The sequence below is a fragment of the Limnohabitans sp. JirII-29 genome (assembly GCF_003063395.1).
Taxonomy (GTDB): domain Bacteria; phylum Pseudomonadota; class Gammaproteobacteria; order Burkholderiales; family Burkholderiaceae_C; genus Limnohabitans.
Genome location: NZ_NESB01000002.1, coordinates 118,360 through 137,262, shown reverse-complemented (window position 1 = coordinate 137,262; position 18,903 = coordinate 118,360). Strand labels below are relative to the sequence as shown.

At 58.8% G+C, this 18,903-nt stretch carries 16 protein-coding genes; 1 reads left to right on the top strand and 15 read right to left on the bottom strand.

Annotated elements, in window-relative coordinates; genetic code table 11:
- Nucleotides 1–34: 34 nt before the first annotated feature.
- From B9Z39_RS03375 to B9Z39_RS03365, 3 genes are all read right to left on the bottom strand, one after another.
- Nucleotides 35–2,611, bottom strand: coding sequence for a YjbH domain-containing protein (locus B9Z39_RS03375; RefSeq protein WP_369908107.1), 2,577 nt, complete (start codon nt 2,609–2,611; stop codon nt 35–37).
- A 299-nt stretch (nt 2,612–2,910) separates the two neighbouring features.
- Nucleotides 2,911–3,528 (bottom strand): YjbF family lipoprotein, encoded by a 618-nt coding sequence (locus B9Z39_RS03370; protein WP_108300707.1) that lies wholly within the window; start codon nt 3,526–3,528, stop codon nt 2,911–2,913.
- Nucleotides 3,529–3,651: 123 nt separating this feature from the next.
- On the bottom strand, nt 3,652–3,942 hold the full coding sequence (locus tag B9Z39_RS03365; protein ID WP_108300706.1) for a hypothetical protein: 291 nt from the start codon (nt 3,940–3,942) through the stop codon (nt 3,652–3,654).
- Between the two features lie 319 nt (nt 3,943–4,261).
- Between B9Z39_RS03365 and B9Z39_RS03360 the strand changes: the two genes are divergently transcribed.
- On the top strand, nt 4,262–6,724 hold the full coding sequence (locus B9Z39_RS03360; RefSeq protein ID WP_199221162.1) for a nucleoside-diphosphate sugar epimerase/dehydratase: 2,463 nt from the start codon (nt 4,262–4,264) through the stop codon (nt 6,722–6,724).
- A gap of 228 nt (nt 6,725–6,952) precedes the next feature.
- On the opposite strand, the gene B9Z39_RS03355 is transcribed toward B9Z39_RS03360, so the two are convergent.
- From B9Z39_RS03355 to B9Z39_RS03300, 12 genes are read right to left on the bottom strand one after another with little or no spacing between them, the layout of a single operon-like run.
- Nucleotides 6,953–8,251: a glycosyltransferase family 4 protein gene (locus B9Z39_RS03355; protein WP_108300704.1), complete on the bottom strand. Its 1,299-nt coding sequence runs from the start codon at nt 8,249–8,251 to the stop codon at nt 6,953–6,955.
- A gap of 13 nt (nt 8,252–8,264) precedes the next feature.
- Nucleotides 8,265–9,401 (bottom strand): glycosyltransferase family 9 protein, encoded by a 1,137-nt coding sequence (locus B9Z39_RS03350; RefSeq protein WP_108300703.1) that lies wholly within the window; start codon nt 9,399–9,401, stop codon nt 8,265–8,267.
- A gap of 39 nt (nt 9,402–9,440) precedes the next feature.
- Nucleotides 9,441–10,784: an O-antigen polymerase gene (locus B9Z39_RS03345; protein WP_108300702.1), complete on the bottom strand. Its 1,344-nt coding sequence runs from the start codon at nt 10,782–10,784 to the stop codon at nt 9,441–9,443.
- 10 nt (nt 10,785–10,794) lie between these two features.
- Nucleotides 10,795–12,051, bottom strand: a complete 1,257-nt coding sequence (locus tag B9Z39_RS03340) for a lipid II flippase MurJ (RefSeq protein WP_108300701.1) — start codon at nt 12,049–12,051, stop codon at nt 10,795–10,797.
- Nucleotides 12,052–12,088: 37 nt separating this feature from the next.
- On the bottom strand, nt 12,089–12,886 hold the full coding sequence (locus tag B9Z39_RS03335) for a hypothetical protein (RefSeq protein ID WP_108300700.1): 798 nt from the start codon (nt 12,884–12,886) through the stop codon (nt 12,089–12,091).
- Between the two features lie 3 nt (nt 12,887–12,889).
- Nucleotides 12,890–13,579 (bottom strand): sugar transferase, encoded by a 690-nt coding sequence (locus tag B9Z39_RS03330; protein ID WP_108300699.1) that lies wholly within the window; start codon nt 13,577–13,579, stop codon nt 12,890–12,892.
- Nucleotides 13,576–14,283 (bottom strand): hypothetical protein, encoded by a 708-nt coding sequence (locus tag B9Z39_RS03325; RefSeq protein ID WP_108300698.1) that lies wholly within the window; start codon nt 14,281–14,283, stop codon nt 13,576–13,578. Before B9Z39_RS03325 ends, B9Z39_RS03330 begins: the two co-directional genes overlap by 4 nt.
- Nucleotides 14,280–15,452, bottom strand: coding sequence for an acyl-CoA reductase (locus tag B9Z39_RS03320; protein ID WP_108300697.1), 1,173 nt, complete (start codon nt 15,450–15,452; stop codon nt 14,280–14,282). The genes B9Z39_RS03325 and B9Z39_RS03320 overlap by 4 nt, the downstream gene beginning before the upstream one ends.
- A 7-nt stretch (nt 15,453–15,459) precedes the next feature.
- Nucleotides 15,460–16,506: a hypothetical protein gene (locus B9Z39_RS03315; RefSeq protein ID WP_158269444.1), complete on the bottom strand. Its 1,047-nt coding sequence runs from the start codon at nt 16,504–16,506 to the stop codon at nt 15,460–15,462.
- Nucleotide 16,507: 1 nt separating this feature from the next.
- On the bottom strand, nt 16,508–17,428 hold the full coding sequence (locus B9Z39_RS03310) for an iron-containing alcohol dehydrogenase (RefSeq protein WP_108300695.1): 921 nt from the start codon (nt 17,426–17,428) through the stop codon (nt 16,508–16,510).
- Nucleotides 17,421–17,657, bottom strand: a complete 237-nt coding sequence (locus B9Z39_RS03305; protein WP_108300694.1) for an acyl carrier protein — start codon at nt 17,655–17,657, stop codon at nt 17,421–17,423. The genes B9Z39_RS03310 and B9Z39_RS03305 overlap by 8 nt, the downstream gene beginning before the upstream one ends.
- A gap of 20 nt (nt 17,658–17,677) precedes the next feature.
- Entirely contained in the window at nt 17,678–18,898 is a 1,221-nt protein-coding gene (locus B9Z39_RS03300; RefSeq protein WP_108300693.1) for a class I adenylate-forming enzyme family protein, read from the bottom strand.
- Nucleotides 18,899–18,903 lie beyond the last annotated feature (5 nt).

Below are 18,903 nucleotides of genomic sequence, written 5' to 3'. Positions count from 1 at the left end.
ATTAAGAAGACAAGTGGCACAAACTTTTTTCACATTACCTCACGCGTTGATATTCTTCCACTCGGTCATCGGGTGCCACACGATCGTTGGGTGGCTTGGCAGGACTATAGGCCTTCGCCACAGGCGACACCCAAGAGGTATCGGCAAATAAGTTGACAGGGCGCGTCACACGCGCACCGCCGTCACGCAACAAGGGCTTCCAGCTCCAGCCGGCAGCGTAACGGCTGCTGCTAGTTAAGAAGGCGTCAAACGGAATGGTCCAGGCAATGCCTTTGTCAAACGAGCCTTCGCCAAACACGGCAGCAGGCACGTTGGTTTTGGTGGCATAAGCGCTCAGGCTGGAGCCGTTGCGAAACACCTTCGACACCGACATCGTGACCCCACGGTCACCCGCCAAGTACTGGCCCACGCTCAACGCAGTGTGCACCCCTTCAAACGGCGTCATCCAGTAGCCCGTTAAATGCCCGGTGTTGATTTTGTAGTCTCTGAAGCTGAAGTCTTGGGCAAAGCTGCGTTGCTGCACGTGGTTGACATCCAGCCCCGCCGCCCAACGGCTGCCGGGTTGGCGGTACAACACCTCGCCGCCCACACCGCCAAACATCATCTCAAAATAACCCACATAGCCTGCGGCATACCAATTGGAGCCCAAGCGCTCAGACTTGCTCAACGTCAAGCTGTCGACGGTGAACTTAGAGGTTTTCAAATACTCGGCAATGTGTGTGCGCACCTGCGGCATGTAAGACCAGCCGGGCGTGAACTTCTCGTAGTTGTCACTCAAGCGCATGCGCAAAGTGCTGTTGGCCTTGACATTCCATGGCATCTCCAGCCCCATCCACAAGGCACCGCTGAACTGGTACAGGTAGCCATCGGGTCCGCCGATGGTTTGCACCAAGTCCACGCCTGGCTCCACCCAATAGTTCAGCGGCTTGTCTGGCAACAGTGGTTTTCGCTCAGCGGTGGTCTGCACCTTGTAAACCGGTTGCACCGGCAACACGGGCTCTTGCGTGCGTGCAGGCTGTGTTTGTTGCGTGACCCATTCGCTGCGATTGACCTTTTCTACCGCCAACACATCACCCACCTTGTGATGGTGGATTTCAAAGTTCTCAACGCCCTCGGGCGCATCGCGGTTCAACACGGCCACCGCTTTGTCCAAGCGCTCTTGGTTGTACACGTTGTACGAGTTGCGTGCCTCCAGCATCAAGGTGTCAGGTGTTCGATAAATTTGCTGTACATCCCACAGCGTGAGTGCAGATACATCGTTGGCGGTGTCTTGCCAATTGGGCTCCGCCTTCGGGCGCGCCAGTTGCACGGCGGGACGCGCAGGGTCGGTCACCTTGGGCATGTTGAGCCCTGCCATGTCCACATAAAACGTGAAGCCCATTGACCACGTGTTGCCACGCTCCACACCCATCGACACATCCAAGCCCTTCAAGGGGCGATACACGATGGCCCAGTTAAATGGCGACGCCACGGGTAAGTTGTTGCTTTGGGGTTCGTTCTGGTAGTTGTTACCGTCGTACTCCACCTTCACATTGAAGTTCCATGGGGTTTGATACTCCAAACCGCCAAACAAAGAAGCGCGACCGTGAAACCAACTGCTGGTTGAAAACGTACCGCCTTGGCCTGTGTCATTGACTCGCGTGTTCATACGCTGCCCAAGTACTCGGCTCAGGGGATTACTCAAATTACCTCGTCCCCCCAAATACCCCCACCCCATGCCCAACGACCAATCGATTCGACCAGTGCGCTTGCTGGCCACCACATATTCCGAGCTATATAAGCCTGTGCCGCCCACATCGCGTAGGCCAACCGCCATCTCTGGCACCCAATCAGACTCTTTCAGCGCGTGAAACTTCACATCAAAGCTTTTGTCTTTGTAAGGCAGCGACCCACTGAATGCCTCCGGCCCATACAAACGGTTGGATGTGTCTGTGTAACGAAACCCAGCCTCCAGCCAATCGAGAGGTTGGAAAAATACATTGGTGTTTTGATAGGGCCATGTGCGATGAAACGTCAGCCCAAAATATCCAGCTTTTTGCATGCGCGCTGTGGGTGTTTGCAACAAGCCCACATTGCCCCAATTGCTGGCCGTCGGGTCTGGCTGTGCATGACGTCCGGCCAAATCAAGCAGGCCGTCATCGACAGCTTGCGGGTAGGCCTGCCGCATAGGCTGATAGAAATTATTCAATGCCAAGCGCGATGACACGCCTTGCGTGGCCAGCCACTCGGCCCAACGCTGGCTCCAGACTTCCGGCAACCGAGAAGCATGCGCGGGAACCCATATCCATGCGCCAGGCGCTGGCTGGTCTTGTTCCGCGGCGTTCCAAAGGCTGAGCCCGACGCGCTGAACGCGCGCGTCAGGCTGAACCACCCAAGCCAACGGACCATAAGTGCCCGCCCCCATGCAAGCACGCACATAGTCTTTCGCTTGCAAGCCCTCTCGGTGCGGAATTTCACACACACGACCGTCTTCGCCCATGACACGCAAATTGATGGGACGCATTGGCACATACACCGTGTCCCCCACTTGCAACAAAGGGTCTTTGTGTGGGTAAGCCTCTAACCATTTGGCTTCCACGCTCGGCACTGGCACACGCCCCGTCGGCTGCATGGTTTGTAAATTTTTCAGCAAGCCCTCAAAACTTGAACGCCCAATATGGCCCTGCCTCAACAACTCCTCCAGTGAAACCCGTAACTCTTGGTAAACCAACGCTTGCCTTGACATCTCTTCTGTCGTCTGCCACATCGTGCCCAGTGGGTATGAAGCAGCTAATTCTTGGCGCTCATTCAACCACTGGCTTAAGCGCTGCGGCGCATCTATGCGGTTCAATGTATTCGTTTGAGCCAACACACTCATTGACGGCAGAAAAAAAGCGGCCAATACGCCAGCCCACAAACCTTGCTTTGAATTCATGGTGCTGTCACCATCACCCCGAGCGGCCGCATTTTCAGACACAGTGTTTTGTCAAGACATTGTTCGCTGTAAACAACGCGATCATTCAACAACGCAAATTTCTGCAAGTACCACCACTCCAACCCATCGTGCCCCTTGCTATTGACGGTTTCGACAACCCATTGTGCTTGGCTTGTGACACCCTCAGGTAAACGTTTGGGTGCTTGCATGCGGTTCAATACCACGCTCTCAACAACGCCATACCGATAGCCCGGCATGATGTCTAGCTGCCTCTGCCATGGCCACTCTCTTGAACTTTGCCGCACATCCTCCCACGCAGGCGCAGAACTTGTTTGAGCGCGCCACTCACTGATAAAACCATGTGCCTGTTGAATACGCCCATTCAGCAAATACAACATTTCGCCCTGCCCTGTGTACCAGTACTCATGCACGTCAGCATGGCCTTTACCTGGCTGCAACTTACGTTCACCCAAGGCCATCACACTCGCACGACCGTCCAGTGATACCCACAGATATTCGATACCTGGTTGTACTTGAGCGTACTGCTTGCCCCAAGGCAAGAGCGTTGTGAAAGTATCAAACGTGGGGTTGCTACGGCAGCCCAAGAGCAACACAGCAAGACACCCAACAATAAATTTGACATATCGTGAAAAAACCACTTTGAAACTTTAGTTAAACATGCTTGCATAAAAACAAACGCCCCTCACGGGGCGTTTGTTCAAACAGTCGTTAAGCAATTAGCAGTTGCGGATGCAAACAGAAACTGTACCTGTACCAGAGTTGGTCGTCGTGTAAACAGGGTCAGACTTGTTAGCCGCCACTGCGGCAGCAACAGCCACGCCCGCAGCCACAGCTGCAGCCACACCAACAGACACACCGGCAGCTGCACCAGCAGCTGCACCGGTAGCGCCAGCACCGGCACTACCTGCTCCACCGGCAGAACCAGCCGAAGATGACTCGTTTTGTGCAAAGGCAACAGAAGACAAGGCCAAGGCCGCAGAGATGAATAATGCAGTAACTTTTTTCATAGCAGTTCCAGACAAAGGTTGGTTGATGAGAGCCCTCAATGAGGTTTACCGCAAAAAGCAAGATGCAAACTTACTTTTCAAAACGATATAAGATTTAATATACCTCAACTTGTGCAGTTTGAAAAGCATCCGAAGGAGTTCAATAGCGAATATTTTTAAATGTTGATGCAATGCAACAAATACCAATTTATAGTTAATTATTTGAATACTTTTTACTCAAACAAAGCAATCGAATCAATGTGACAAAAATCATTAGGTTAAGAGTCCATAATCAACCTGCTGATCGTTTGCGACAAACTTAGCGACACTCATAAAAACAATGCTTCTGACTTTACTTTTCCGCAATTGGAAAGCCTTGACTGCAGGTTTTTTAGCGACAGTGTTTGCAATGTTGGCACTGTTCCAACAACCACGAGAACACTACCCTGTCGTCAAAATTACCAACGACGATCTGGTTACTACCATTCTTGTCCGTGCCACTACAACGTCTACATCGTGTGAGGAAACACTCAAAAATATTGCGTTCAGCATTCACAGCGCATGCAGTACTTGCAACACAGAAAAAAGCTCTTGCACGACACGCTTAACAAGCCAGGATGCTGAGTTGCTATCCGGTAAAGCGATTGCCAACTACTCCGCACTTTTACCCAATGGCGTCGCTCAATATGAGTCGAATTCAAAGCCCGTTGCACAACAAGCTTGCCTACTGAGCGCGCAACAGTCTGCGAACAAAGGCTTTTCGGTACGCTGTTACGAACCCAATGTGGAACGCCCACTTGTCTCAACCCAACTCATCAGTGCGAACAGTGAAAATATCCAAGGCATTTGGGCCACTCTTGCTGCGGCGGCGCTGCTTGCACTTGCACTTCAACTTGCGCCGCCCATCGCATATAGCTTTGGTCAACACGCACTAACCTTGCCACGCCAAAGCAAACAAGCACTCATCTTGTTGTCCGATGTGCTGTCTATCGAAGTCTGCCTCTACCTTGCTTTAGCCACCCGGCTTGACAGCTTGTGGGTACCTATGTGGTCATTGTTTCCACTCATGGTGGCAGCGCCCGCCATTGCACTGCCTGTGTTTTTTCACTTCGGGCTCTATCGAGCAGTCATGCGCTATGTGGGCCTGCACGCAATAGTGGCCGTTGTCAAAGCTGTGGCCGCATACACCCTTTTGCTTGCTGTCGGCATACTTGTCTTCAAGCTCAAAGACATTTCGCTCTCTGTCGCCTTCATACATGGTTTGCTCACCACTTTGCTCATAGGCACCTCAAGAACGCTTGCCAGACAATGGCTGTCACAGGCGCAGAATGGCAGCGCTTCAGGGCCTCCTAGAAAACGCACGGTCATTTTTGGAGCGGGCTCTGCAGGCGTACAGCTGGCATTGGCCTTGTCGCATAGCAAAGAAATGCAGCCCGTTGCATTTGTAGACGACGACAACAAACTTCATGGCAATCAGATTGCTGGACTCACTGTTTATGCGCGTCAAGATTTAGCGCCTTTGATTCAGCGCGAACAAATCACTGAAGTACTGCTCGCCATTCCATCGACCTCTCGCGCCGAGAGAAATCGCATCATTCAAGAACTAGAAAAACTGCCTGTACAAGTGCGCACCCTGCCAGGTGTTGCGTCATTGGCAGAAGGGAAAGTCAAAACATCAGACTTACGTGATGTAGAAATTGAAGACTTGCTTGGTCGCGACCCCGTGCCACCAGACGCTACGCTGCTCAAAGCTAACATCACAGGCAAGGCGGTGATGGTGACAGGAGCGGGCGGCTCTATCGGGTCTGAGTTGTGTCGCCAAATACTGGCACAACACCCTCGTGTGTTGGTGTTGTATGAGCTCAATGAGTTTGCGCTCTACAGCATTGAGCAAGAGTTGTTGTCATTGCCTCTACCGGTCAGCAAAAAAATTCAACCCATTTTGGGGTCCGTCACCGACCCTGCCAAGATGGCCTTGGTGTTGAAGCGCTTCGGCATCGAAACAGTTTTTCATGCAGCCGCCTACAAGCATGTGCCCATGGTAGAAAAGAACCCTTGCGCCGGGGCATTCAACAACATTTTGGGCACGTGGCATACCGCATGCACCGCACGTGAGCATAAGGTAGAAACCTTTGTCCTGGTGTCTACCGACAAAGCCGTGCGCCCAACCAACACCATGGGCACCACCAAACGCGTAGCAGAGCTTGTTTTACAAGCCCTCGCACAAGAACCGTTTAGCCCCACACGGTTTGTGATGGTGCGCTTTGGCAATGTGTTGGGTTCTTCAGGCTCGGTCGTGCCCGTATTTAGAGAACAAATTAAAAATGGCGGCCCCATCACCGTGACAGACCCACGAATCATTCGTTACTTCATGACCATCCCAGAGGCCGCACAATTGGTTATTCAAGCTGGCGCCATGGGCCACGGCGGCGATGTGTTTGTGCTGGACATGGGCGAGCCCGTCAAAATATTAGACATGGCCCGAAGAATGGTGCACCTCAGCGGTTTGACGATACGCGATAACAGCAACCCATCTGGGGATATAGAAATCGTGTTCAGCGGATTACGCCCCGGTGAAAAACTGTATGAAGAGCTGTTGATTGGCGATCACGTCACACCAACACGCCACCCCCGTATTCAGAGAGCCAATGAGCACAAACTGGTGATGGATGCGATGGTATCGCTGGTGGACGCCCTCGGCCTGGCTTGTAATGCCAACGATAGCGATCTACTGCGTGAGTTGTTGCTGAGTGCGGTGAAGGAGTTTGAGCCGCAGTGTGGGAATGAGGATTTACTTCACTAAAAATTGTGAAGCGATAAATTTACATATCGGGCATCACCGAAATATCCAACAACCATGACTTCGAGATTTGGATTTAGGTCCGAACGGAGTTGTATTTCCATCGAAGTTAGTTTCAAAATTAATCTTCAATGTAACACTCCATCCGGCTTCAACACCTTGACTAAGACCAACCAGAAAATGTTAGGTTCGTGCCGAGCAATTCGCAGTCGGTTACGAATGCTCATCGCGTTAATCCTTCAATTTTTTGACCAAACATGGCGACTTGGGAAACAGTTCGCCCAGTACGTCCAGCATCCGGCTGTACTGCCGGCCCTTTGAATATTCCTCTGCCGCAGCACGGGCACGCTCCTGCATCAGGAGTAACGCGGTGGGGTCCTGTGCCATCCGGACGATGGCGCTCACCAGGCTATGCACGTTTCCTGATTGGTATTGCGCACCGATGCCGCGCTGCGCCAGGATGCGTTGTATTTCACCAGGCAACGAATTAATCATCGGCAGACCGGCTGCGATGTAGTCGAAGGTCTTGGCGGGCACCGAAACCGTCGAGAATCCGGCGTAGGGTAGCAGGCCGATGTCAGACGAACCCAGCAACATCCATAACTCATCCTTATTCAGCGGACCGAAATAGCTAACCACCTCGGGGTGCTTGCCGGCTAAAGCCTCCACCAGGCCCTTCAGCGGCCCGCTGCCAGCGACCTTGAGGCGCAACTTCAATTCCGGATACCCCCGCTGAATGACGTCGAACGCGGCCACCATTGTGGCCACGTCGTAGTTGTCGCCCAGCGTGCCGCCGTACACAACCCAGATCTCGCTGGCGTCCGCTTTGCGAAGGCCTTCGAGTTTCTGCGCGTGTACGTGAGTCATGTCCGGCGAATGGGCATCCATGCCGAAATACACGACGGCATGCGGACGCTGCTTCACGGTGGCGGAGATGTCGTTAGCGAAGTCCAGGTAGTCTTGGGTCACCGACAGGAAGCCATCCGAGCGGCGCAGCGCCCACTTGCGCATCCATTGCAACGGCTTGATCAGGATGCGGCCGAGGCCTTGCCATGCCTTGGGAAATGCATGCACGAACAACTCCGGCCACAGATCGCGAAAGTCCTGCACGAAGCGAGCGCCATAGCGGCGAGCCAGCAGCACTGATGCAACGTCAACGAACGGCGTGGGCATCACCGACACGATCAGATCGGGGGGGGGCTCGTCAGTGGGCTGACGCCACATGTTCCACCCGAAGTCGAACAACGACCCTATCCGGGCAAGGCCTCCGTGGCGCTGATAGCCACGCACCGGCACCAGCCGTACATCGAAACCATCGCGAACGGGAATCTTTTGCCATGGCGCTCCACGCACCTGCTTGGTGGAGTGCGAGAACGAGGCAGCCCAGAACACCACTCGGCAACCGGCGGCCCGCAGCGTGTCGGTCTGGATCAATGCGCGGTCATAGCCCCACGAGTCTGAGGGAATTTTGTCATGTGGACTCAGATACCAGGCAGTCAACGGCTGGCCGTTTTTGTTTTTCAATGTCATAACGAAAGGGCACCTACTGTAGGGGCCGGTCTAACGCTTCCTTCAATGCTTCTTCACAGCGCTCCTGCACGGCCGCGAGCGGCAGTTCGACCATGCATCGATTATGAATCTTGGGGCAGTGAGTGAAGCTGTAGCAGGGTGCGCAAGGCACGGGATGGCGAACTGCACGATGGCGGTTATGCCAAGGCTCGATGGAATCCGGATATTCGAGACCGGGGATGATGGAAACGACCTTTGCGCCCATCGCATCTCCGAGATGCATGGCGCCGCCGTCGTTGCCCACCAACAAGTCAACACGTGCCAACAGCGCCGCCGACTGCGCAATAGAACTCTGGCCCGCCAGCACAAAGCAGCGCTCCGTACCCAGCGACGCCTGGATCCTCGCGCCGAGCGCCGAGTCTACTGGCGTACCGAGCACTATGAAAGCGATGTCGGGCACTCGGTCGGCCAGATTCCAGCACAAGGCCAGAAAGTTCTCGATCGGCCATTGCTTGTGGGGTTGGATCGAGCCGGGAGCGACAGCGACCCAACGGGTTCGCTCACCCGCCGGCGCATGCGAAGCCAGCCATTCCGAGGCCCAGGCGATATCAGTTTGCGAAGGTCGAAGGTCGAAGCGAACGTCGGCTTCCGTGTAGGCCCGTGGCGGCTGCAGTTCCTGCAGGAACTGCAGCGGGCCGTGCACGTGATGTCGAAGGACACCCTGCGCCTTCAGCGCAGCGCGGTCACCATTGAGCGAACCCCAGCCACGCCAACCCAGCACCGGCAGAGGCCCCAACAAGGCCCAGATCATCACGAACTTCTTAATGCGTCCCAGCCATGGGGCGGCGGGATCCAGCAGCAGCACGGCGCGGCTGAACTTTCGCCCCTTCAAGATGGCGCGCACCCTCTTTAACCCATCAAGCGACTGGACATCGGGGACGGAGACCACCTCGTCGACTAGGTGGGGCATAGTCAATGCGACCCAGGGCACCTGCTTCTCACCGCCAGCGTACTTCGCGACTTTATCGCGCTGCGCCTTCTGGGCCGCCTGGGTCGTGAGCAGCACGATGCGCGCGCCTGGGAATGTTTGGCGCAGTGCCGTCAGTGCAGGTGTGGCCAGTATGTAGTCGCCTAGGGCTGCAGAGCGGAATATGAGGATGTTTTCTGACATATTGCTACTGCAAAGTCATGAGCCTTGGATAACGTCGGCTTAGCTAATTTGACTTGCACGTGTTCGGTTGGTAATTAAAATGAAAGTTCCCGTGAGTGCTGCAGCATATAAAACCAATCCGTTGCTGTAGTTTTGCTGACTTTCCGCAAACATCGAGAAGGATGTAAATATGATGCTGTAGCACAGAACTACGGTGGGCTGAGACTTGTGGGCGAGTAGGGTGTTATATGTCCCGCTGGCGATTCGACCAAGAAAGAAGAGGCCTGCAATCACACCGGGCAAGCCAAAATGCCAATACCATTCGGCGATAACTGTTGGTGAAATCCCGCTCCAGTTTTCGGCTTCATAGCCTCTTGTTTCCGTTAGTGTCAGGCCAAAAAAATAATTTGCAAAGCGCTCGGAAAGCACTTGCGGCTTATCCGGCCATATTGCCTTTGGGATGATGATTGTTAGAGTCTCAACTAGGCTTGACCAGCCATACTCATATTCGTTTGTCTTCTCAAGTTTCGCCGTCACGGCAGCGACAACCTCGGTGCCTCTTGATCGCGAAATGACTGCATATACCAGCTCCGGTCGCTCCGAGGCAATTCTCGCAAAATCATCGAAATTGAAACCTGTTTCTGAGGGAATGGCACGACCGATGCCGTAGAAGGTGAATATCCCCATGATAAAGATCGACAAGACTGTAATCTTGCCGAACGGCAGTCGTGCTCTTGCGTAATTCCATACAACCAAGAGCTGCAATATGGGTAGGGCAATTGAGCTTCTGAAACCGAGGAAGTAAGCAGGAATTAGGGCGGCGATCAGTACGCCGAGGCACTTGATGACTTGAATTTTCGATTGTGTCTTGCGGTGTCGGAGGAAATAGATTAAAGCTGCGATGGCCATTAGGCCAGTAGCGGGAAATAGGAAAATCCCCATGCCAGTGAGGCCACCTGCTCGGAAAGCTTCACGCGACTCAAGGAAGCTACTTAGACCACCATTGATCTGCAGAATAGCTGCAAAGCCAACGAAGCCCAGCACCATGTAAACGAATATAACCACTCTAGTTGCGGCTATATTCCAGGGTCTCATTAGTAGTTGAGGGGCTGGCCACGTTTTTTTTGAGCGGCTATAGTAGCCTATCTGAAACATGGCAAGACCAATGGCTGAAATAGTCAGCGCGTAATCGTAGTCTGCTCGATTGGCAATCGTGTCAGGTCCAATGTCCGACGGTTGATCAAAGTAGATTGTCGCAAAACCGGATAAGCCAAGTTGGATGACAAAGTAGAAAATAAATGTATTTTTCAAATTAAAGAAGTCGAAGCGACCTCGTCGCTTTTCATAAATCATCGGCGTAATGCCGATGATTATCATCGTTGAGATCAATATGTAACTCAGCATATGACTCTACTTAGTGTGTGCTTTGCAAGCGGTCTATTTTGCGAAGGGACAGCAAAGCAGTCGCGAATGTCAGCCACCACACGATCGAATATGAAAAAGCCAGTCCCTTGACGTCGAGCGGACGCGACAGCAGCCAACCTAACGTCACATAGCCGACCGGCACGGCGGTGCCGAGCGCCGCAGGGACGACATAGGACTTCATCGAATAGAAAACCCGACAAAGGTAGGGCATGGCAGCCATGGGGCCGACGCCCACCAGCATCCAGCCAATAGTGTCGAGAAGACGATCAAGATCGGCGCTGTGCAGGCTAGAAGACTCCAGTAGAAGGCCAAGTACCCAGCGCCCGCCGATCACGTAGGCGACCACGGCCAGCAGCCCAGCCGAAACCAGCCGCATGGCTTCGCGGTTAGCCTGGCAGAGCAGCGCGCCTACGCCGCCGGTGCGCAGGGTGTCCCGCGAAGTCTTGGCGGCGATGACATAGGCGCCAAGACTGATGACCGTGCTCACTGCCACCAGCACACGTTGGGCAAAGGACATGGTCGTCAATGAGCCCTCACCCAGCGGCCGACACAGCCAAGCGTCCAGCGGCTGGAACAGAGTAAATGCGGCGGTGCCCAGCGTTATGGGAAGGGCTGATGCCCGCAGCGACCGCAGGGCGGCGAGTGCCTGCCGCCGTTGGCCGCTGAGCCCGCGCCAATTCAGAGGCAACCGCCAGGCCAGCCACTGCAAGGCTACGAAGCCACCAGCCAACTGCCCAAGGAGCAGCCACCAAACCTGTCTGGTGGTAATGGCGACCATCGCCCCCGTGAACAAGCCGCCGCTCATGGCCAGCGGTGCCCAGCCGGTCGCGATGTAGTCCCCTCGTGCCTGGGCTAAGCAACTCAGCACGGAGACTAGAAGCGACAACCCTGCGAACAGGGCGAAGCCAATCCACAACAGCCAGAAGCGACACTGCGCGGGCTGGGCGGCAAGGCTTGCCAGGCCGACGGCAAGCGCGATGGCCGTTGCACCAGCCACCAAGAGGGACAGTGCGCGTGTGACGGTGTCCTGGTGCCGATACGAAAGTCGGGTAAGCCGTGGTGGCAGCAGATAGGCTAGTACGCCTGCGAGCATGCCGGAGACGGCAACCGGCAGACTGCCTGCGTAAAAGAGCTGGTCGAGGTCCGCACTGGCGCCGAGGTAGCGCAGCAGCAACGCATAGGCAGCGAACGATGCGAGGCTGGCACCCGCGGTGACGACCGTTAGCAGGATTCGCGTCAACATCATGGTGAAACATCAATCACGTTTAAGCGGGCCGGGTCCGTCACATCAGTTGTTTCAGTAGGTAGCCTGGCCGCTCCAGCAGCCGCATCCCGGTCTCAATCTTTCGGCGCAGGACGTTCTTGGGTTGGTAGAAGCCTCGCTTACCGAAGTCGATGTCGATGTCGTTGGCTTCAAAGTCGTCCTGAATCTCTTGCAACCACTGGCCTTTGACGATGCCGGTATGCAGGTACTCGATGGCCGGGCCGCCACTTGCGTCACTGTAGTCAGCGCAGAGAAATAGTTCGTCTCGCTTACGTGCACGCCAGGTGCCATAGATTTCGAACATCCAGCCGTTCTCTTCGGCCACCAGATAGGACTTCAGTGTCTCTACACGCCACAGCGCGGCCTGGGTCGAGATTCGGTAGCGGGCGCGGCGGCGGATCTTCTGGAAGCGAGTGTCGACGTAGGGCTCGAACGGGGGCTGGCTGCCGATGCCGGTGAGCGCGATGTGCTTGACCTCCGGGTGGGCCAGCATGTGCTCGAGGGCTGCCTCCACTTTGCCGGCCTGCACGGCGCGGCGGATGAAGTAGTCCTCCTGGAAGTACAGGATCAGCGGGGTCTGCACCTGGTCGAGCGCGGCGGAAAGGCATTCGCTCCAAGTCAGACGGCGCGGGGAGTCGCCCTGGACCTTGGTGGCGACGACGGGCAGTTCAGGGTGCTGGTAGTCGTGCGTCTCGGTGTTCAGCAGGATGCGCGACTGGCAACCAGGCCAGTAGCGCTGTAGCAGCTTGAAGAACGGCCCCCAGCAGTCGGTGAAGCCGTCGGACGAGTTGACGAGAATGGTGAACCGGGAGTCCATGGATCAGGCCACCTGGTTTCGAGGATCTCTAGGTCGACGTTGCATCACCATGGCCTGTAGCTGGGCCGCCTCGGCCTTGAGTTCAGGACGTGCGAAGAAGGCGTTAATCACGTCGCGCGCGACGAGCGGCTGCGGATTTTCGCGTTTGAACAGCACGCCCAGCGTGCGGGCGGTGATGCGCAGATCGAGCATCAGGGTGCGGTTCTTCGCGTAGTAGACGTCGTACTGGAGGCGCTCCTTCCAGGGTAGGTCGTTACGGCCCGTCAGCTGCGCCAGGCCTGTGATGCCAGGGCGCACGCTGAGCTTCAGCCACTCGGTACCTTCGAGGTTGTGGACCGAGAAAAGGTCGTCGGGCCGCGGGCCGATGAAGCTCATCTCACCAAGCAGCACGTTGTAAACCTGGGTTAGTTCGTCAAAACCGGTGCGCAGGAAATATCCCATGCGAGTGATGCGCGGGTCACGCTGGCCTACATACCGGGAGCCGTCGGCGTTGAAGATGGCCTCAGCGTTGACGTGCATAGTGCGTAGTTTCAGCACGTTGATCGTGTAGCCCAGCCGGCCCAGCCGCTGCTGCCTGAAGAAGATGGGGCCGGGGCTATCTAGCTTGATGAGAATCGCGAAAGGGATAAAGAAGACGAGCAGGATCGCGCAGGCAACAGCGGCCAGCAGGATGTCGAAAAGGCGCTTGATCATGAAGATGGGTTGTCGGCCTGCCAGAGCCAGATGCCCTGGGCCGCCGTGAAGCGCGCGCCGAGTTGTGAATAGATGTTGAGCACGGCCGTATTGCTGGCGCTGAAGCCAGCGTGGCCGATGCGCTGGCCCTGGACCGCGAAGTGATGGAGCGCCTTGCGGTACAGGCTGGCGCCCGACAGCGTTGCGCCCCGGGCGAGCATGGCGAGGGCTAAGTAAAGGCCTTTGCCGGTGGGTTCGGCGACGAACCAGCCCTGGGTTTGCCCTTCGTAGGAGACTTCGAGCGCCCAGTCCGGGTGAGCTTTCAAGAGCTGGCCGGCCCATGTAGCGAAGCGGCTGGTGATGCGGTCGGACGAGACACCGTACAGGTGGGCGAAGCGCTCGTGCTGGAAGTCGGACATCGACGCGGCATCGAGCTGGAAGGGCTTGGTTGACGCGGCCACGCAGTCGAGCTTCAGCATGGACGCGGTCTCCTCGATCTTGTCCAGCGCGATGCGGAAGGCGATCTGCGTATCGGTCAGCCGGAAGCCGGCGGAGGTATAGCGGGATGGTTCAATCACTGGCAGCGGCGACTTGAACTCCACCCACGCATAAGGCGCTAGCTCGGCCCGCTGCTGGCTGGGTGGGAGGTCGAACCATTGGTCGTCCTGGATGATGCCGACAGAGCGACCCCACCAGTCCGAGTTGAAATCGTGGCGATCAATCATGAGGCGATGTCTACCTGTTCGAACAGCGAGCGCCAGAAATTGCCGCCGTCCCAGACCGGCGAGAAATGGTGCATCGCGGCCACCGGCACGAAGCGCTTGACAGCGGTGGGGGCGAGCAGCTCCAGCCAGGCCGGGGATTGCGGCTCGACCAGCACGTGCCCGACGGTCTGGATGTTGGCGGGCAGCACCTGGCCCAGGTCATCGCGCTGGCACGGCACGATGGACAGTGTCATGGCGCCGGTCGCCTCGGGCAGGCCAGCATGGCCAGTGGCCAGCACGGCGGCGTTGCGGGGCGCGAGTTCTGCCGCCCAGCCCAGCGCCGCCAGCACCTGGCGCGACGCGACGTTTTGCGATGCGACGTTCATCGCGACGTCCTGACGCTGTGCGGTGGGCCAGAGTGCGGCGAGGCGCTGGCGCACGGTCTCGCAGTCGGCCTCGCTGGCATCGATGAGGCGCAAGCGCCGCGGCGACGTGCATCCTGCGGTGCCGTAGATCGCGAAGACCTTGATCAGCTGCAGCAGCGCGGCATCGTTCAGCGCAGCGACTTCGGCCCAGGCCTCCGACTGATGGTCGGCGAACGGCACCAGCACGCTGCCGGCTGGGTGGGGAAGCGCGTCGATGGCGGCCACGGCGGCGTCCGAGCCGAAGACGATGCGCACATCGGCCTGGGCGAGTTCGCGATTGGCCGGCGACTCGCGGCTGAACCGCTGCACGTCGACCTGTTTCGACAGATAGGTGCGCAGCTCGCTTTCGGGCAGATGCACGCGGCAATAGTCGAGGAAGGCCTGGCAGAGATCCTCCGAGCGCGAGCCGGCTTTCAGCGTGATGGCGCCCCCCCCCAGCGAGATCATGATCAGCACCAGAGGGCCCAGCAGGCTCACGTTGTTGGGCAGCCAGACGGAGACGCGTGGCCGGGCGCGGAACAGCGCCTCGATGCGGCGGAGCCCGGGCGCGTAGAGGCGGCGCCCGAAGGTCTGCGTGAAGATGGCCTGCAGATGGTCGCCGTCGAGGAAGGTGATGAGGTAGGCCCACTCGTCACGCGTGAAGGCGTCGGGCACGCGCGATGCCATCACCTTGCGGAACGACGTCCAGTCGTCCAGGCGCCGGGTCAGGTCGAAATTCAGCGCGACGGCCTGGGCTGCCTGGGGAGTTTCGAAGAAGGTCAGCATGGCGCGGTCACTGGTTGGCGCAGCCGCGCACTTCGGACTTGGGCACCCGGCCGATGAGCTCAAAGCGCTGGCCCTGGCGGCCGCAGGCGCAGTCGCCCGGCACTAGGCGGGCCATGTCCTCGGTCAGCACGTTGTGGTACGGCGCGCCGTGTGCCAGCAGATTCATCAGTTGCAGCTGGCCGGGGCTGTCGGGCAGCGCGGCCATGGTCCACGGATCACGGACGATGGCGTGGGCCCAGCGTGGCACATGGCGGAAGCCGTGCGGGCACAACGGGAAGATGACGCCCACCTGCTCGACGAGGCCGTAGTAGTCCCACACCTCGGAGCCGGGCGCCACATGGCGCAGCAGCGCGCTGTCGAAGGTCTGGCGGTCGACGCGGATCTGTTCAAGCTTCTTCCAGCCGCCGCTGTGCACGAAATGCACCTTGCAGCGCGCCAGGGCTGCACGGGCGTGATCGGGGATGGCGCGGTCAGCCCAGGCTTGCCAGAGGATCCAGGTGAAGCCGTACACGAGCAGGCTCGCGTGCTGCTCGGCCAACTCGGCGATGCGGTCCCAGCGCGTGCTGTCGGGCGCGTCGGCATCGTCAAGCGCGAAATGGATTTCGGCCGACAGCGGCTTGAGGCTCATGGCCGCGGCGATGCGCGCGCTGACTTCTCCGCGGCGCTGCAGCGACTTGACGCTGTCGATGACGATCAGCGGCCGCAACTCGGAGCCGACCATGTCGCGCAGGATGGCGGCGCTGGACGCCGCTTGCAGTTCGCCGCTGCGGGTGTCCAGCGAGATCTGGCTGGCGTTGGCGCCGGACGTCGACGAACTGCGCAGCAGTCGCTGATGCTTCAGCTCGGGGCCATCGGTGCGCCACACGTAGTGCTTGAAGGCAGAGACGTGCAGGTAGGGCAGGTCTTCCAGCGCGCCGCCGGGCTGCGATTGCGGCCAGGCGCGTGCGTAGGCGGGGCAGCCCGCGAGGTGCTCCAGCGTCAGCGCGTCCATGGCCGCCGCGAACGCGGCGGCATCGCGAGGTGAGAACGGTGGTTCGTTCAAAAGCGCGGTCATGTCACGTCGCCTCGAAGGCCAGCAAAAAGTCCAGCGCCTGCGCATTGACCAGCGCCGAGTTGGTACGGCTGCAGGGGTTGCGCAGCACCTTGCGCCAGTGCTCCTGCAGCGCGGGCAGCGTGGCCCGGTAGGCGGCATGGTCGTGCAGTTCCGCCAGGCGCTGCCATACCGGGGCTAGGTCCACGCCGAACTGTTCGGCAAATATGGTCAGCTTCTCGGAGCGCGAGGCGTTGTAGCGCATCACCGGCAACAGGTAGAGCGAGCACAGCCGTGCGTGGTGCCAGGGGCCGTGCTGGTCGGCGGCCTGCAGCGGTGCTTCTAGTTCGTGGGCGATGCCGTGGATGAGTCCGACGCTGGACTTGGCCTGGCCAGCGCAGGCGAGAGCGCTGAGTTGGAACCAGCGCGCATCCGGCGCCAGCGGCAGCCCGCTCATCGCGCGGATGACCTGGCCGAGGTCGGTTCGCAGCGTGTCGGATGCCAGCGGTGACAGCCAGCCTTCGAGCGCGTGGGACCAGGCATCACCACATGCCAGCCGGGCACGGTCGGCGGGCACCGAGGCCGCGAACTCGGGCACGTCGATGATCAGTTCCGGCATCGATGCGGCGTCGATGTGGATGTTCTTGACCCCGGCGTCGTCCAGCACCACCACCGGCGAGGCTTCCGCCCCGCTACCCCATAGCGAAGGCGCGACGGCCAGGTGCAGGTCGGGATGTGCCAGCTTCAGGGCCTTGGCCTGGTCGATCATCCGGCCGCCACCGGCGACGACAAGCCAGTCGGCGTCATGCGTGGGTGCGTCCTGGGCCGACCAGGGCAGGTGCAACTCGGCCCAGGCACGCACGGAGGGACTGGTCCACAGGCAGATCCGGCCGCCGATGCGGGGCAGGGCCTCGGCAAGTGGCAGCCGTGGCGGCAGCTCAATCATTCAGTTCGATGCCCTTGGCGCGCAGGATGTCGACGATGTCCTGCACGCTGGTCAGGCCGGTCGCCTCGTCCGGCGTGAAGTGGTAGCCGAAGGCTTCCTGGATGCCGACGGCCAGGGACACAACGCCCAGCGAGTCCCAGGTATCGACCTCCTCGCGGGTCAAGTCCAGGCGGAATTCCTCGGGGGCGAGCAGAAAGACATCGACGATGACGCGTTGGAGCTTTTTCATGAAGACTGTGGTCCTGTGATTCAGATGGGTTGACGCCAGAGGATGGCGGCGCCGGGATGTTGCGGCAGGCTGCGCAGGTCGGCTTTGCCGTTGGACAGCAGGGGGAGTGCGGCATGGCCCTCGATGCGCAGGGGCCAGTGGGCGCGCGGGTGCTGCTTGCGCAAGGCAAGCAGGATGGATCGCACCTGTGCGTCCTCGGCCAGCGGCGCCAATGCCAGCACCCAGCTGTCTTCGCCGAGCCGATCGACCTCGCGATAGGCGGCGAACTGGCCGGGCCACGCCGCGGCCACAGTGCCGAGGATGGTGGGCAGCGAGATCTTCTCGCCGTGCCGCTTGAAGACTTCGCTCAGGCGGCCGGTGAGGCGCCAGTGCCCCTCGGGCGTGGGCTCAGCCATATCGCCGCTGCGCACCCAGGTGTCCGCGCCGATGGGCGAGAAGCGGCCCTGCTCGACGATGCCTACGGCGCCATAGGCGCTGCGGAACACGAGCGCGCCTTCGCCGTCGGAGCGGATCTCGATGCCGGGCAGTGCCGGGCCGACGTCGGCCGGGTCGGTGCTGGCGGTGGCGGGCCGCACGGTCAGCCGTGGCATGGCTTCGGCACAGCCGTAGTTGTTGTAGACCTGCGCCTTCGGGAACAGGGCCGCGAGCGCCGGCAACTGCTCTTGTGGGAAGCGGCCGCCGGCGAAGTGGATGCGCGACACGCCGGGGAAGGCCTGCCCGGCAAAATACTGCAGCAGCAGCGGCACCTGCACGCCGACCAGGCACAGCATGGCCCGCTTCGCTTCCAGCAGCGCCCAACGCAGGTCGGCCGGGTCTGCCAGGCCGGCGGTCTGCACCAGCGGACGGCCATGCACCTCGGACCACACCCACTGGTTCACGAACGCGAAACTGTAGGTCAGCGGCAGCGTGACGATCGCTGCGTCCACATCGGCGTTGCTCTGCGCGACTTGCAGTGCGCGGGCCAGCGCCTCGGCCCGCACCATCTCGCACAGCACGAGCTTGGGATCGCCCGACGAGCCGGACGTCAGCATCGCGAAGTGGCCTTCGAGGGCCTGCGCAGGCAGTGTCGAGAGTGCCTGGGCCAGCCAATCATCGGCGACAGCGGTCTTAGCGGGCATCAGCACGAAGGGTCGGCGCGCGCGCCAGCATGCAGTCAGGTCGGCCAAGTCGTGGCGGAGTGCATCCTCACGGAGAACGCGCCAGCCGGTCAGTGCCGTGGGTGACGAAATGGTGCCGGACATGCGGA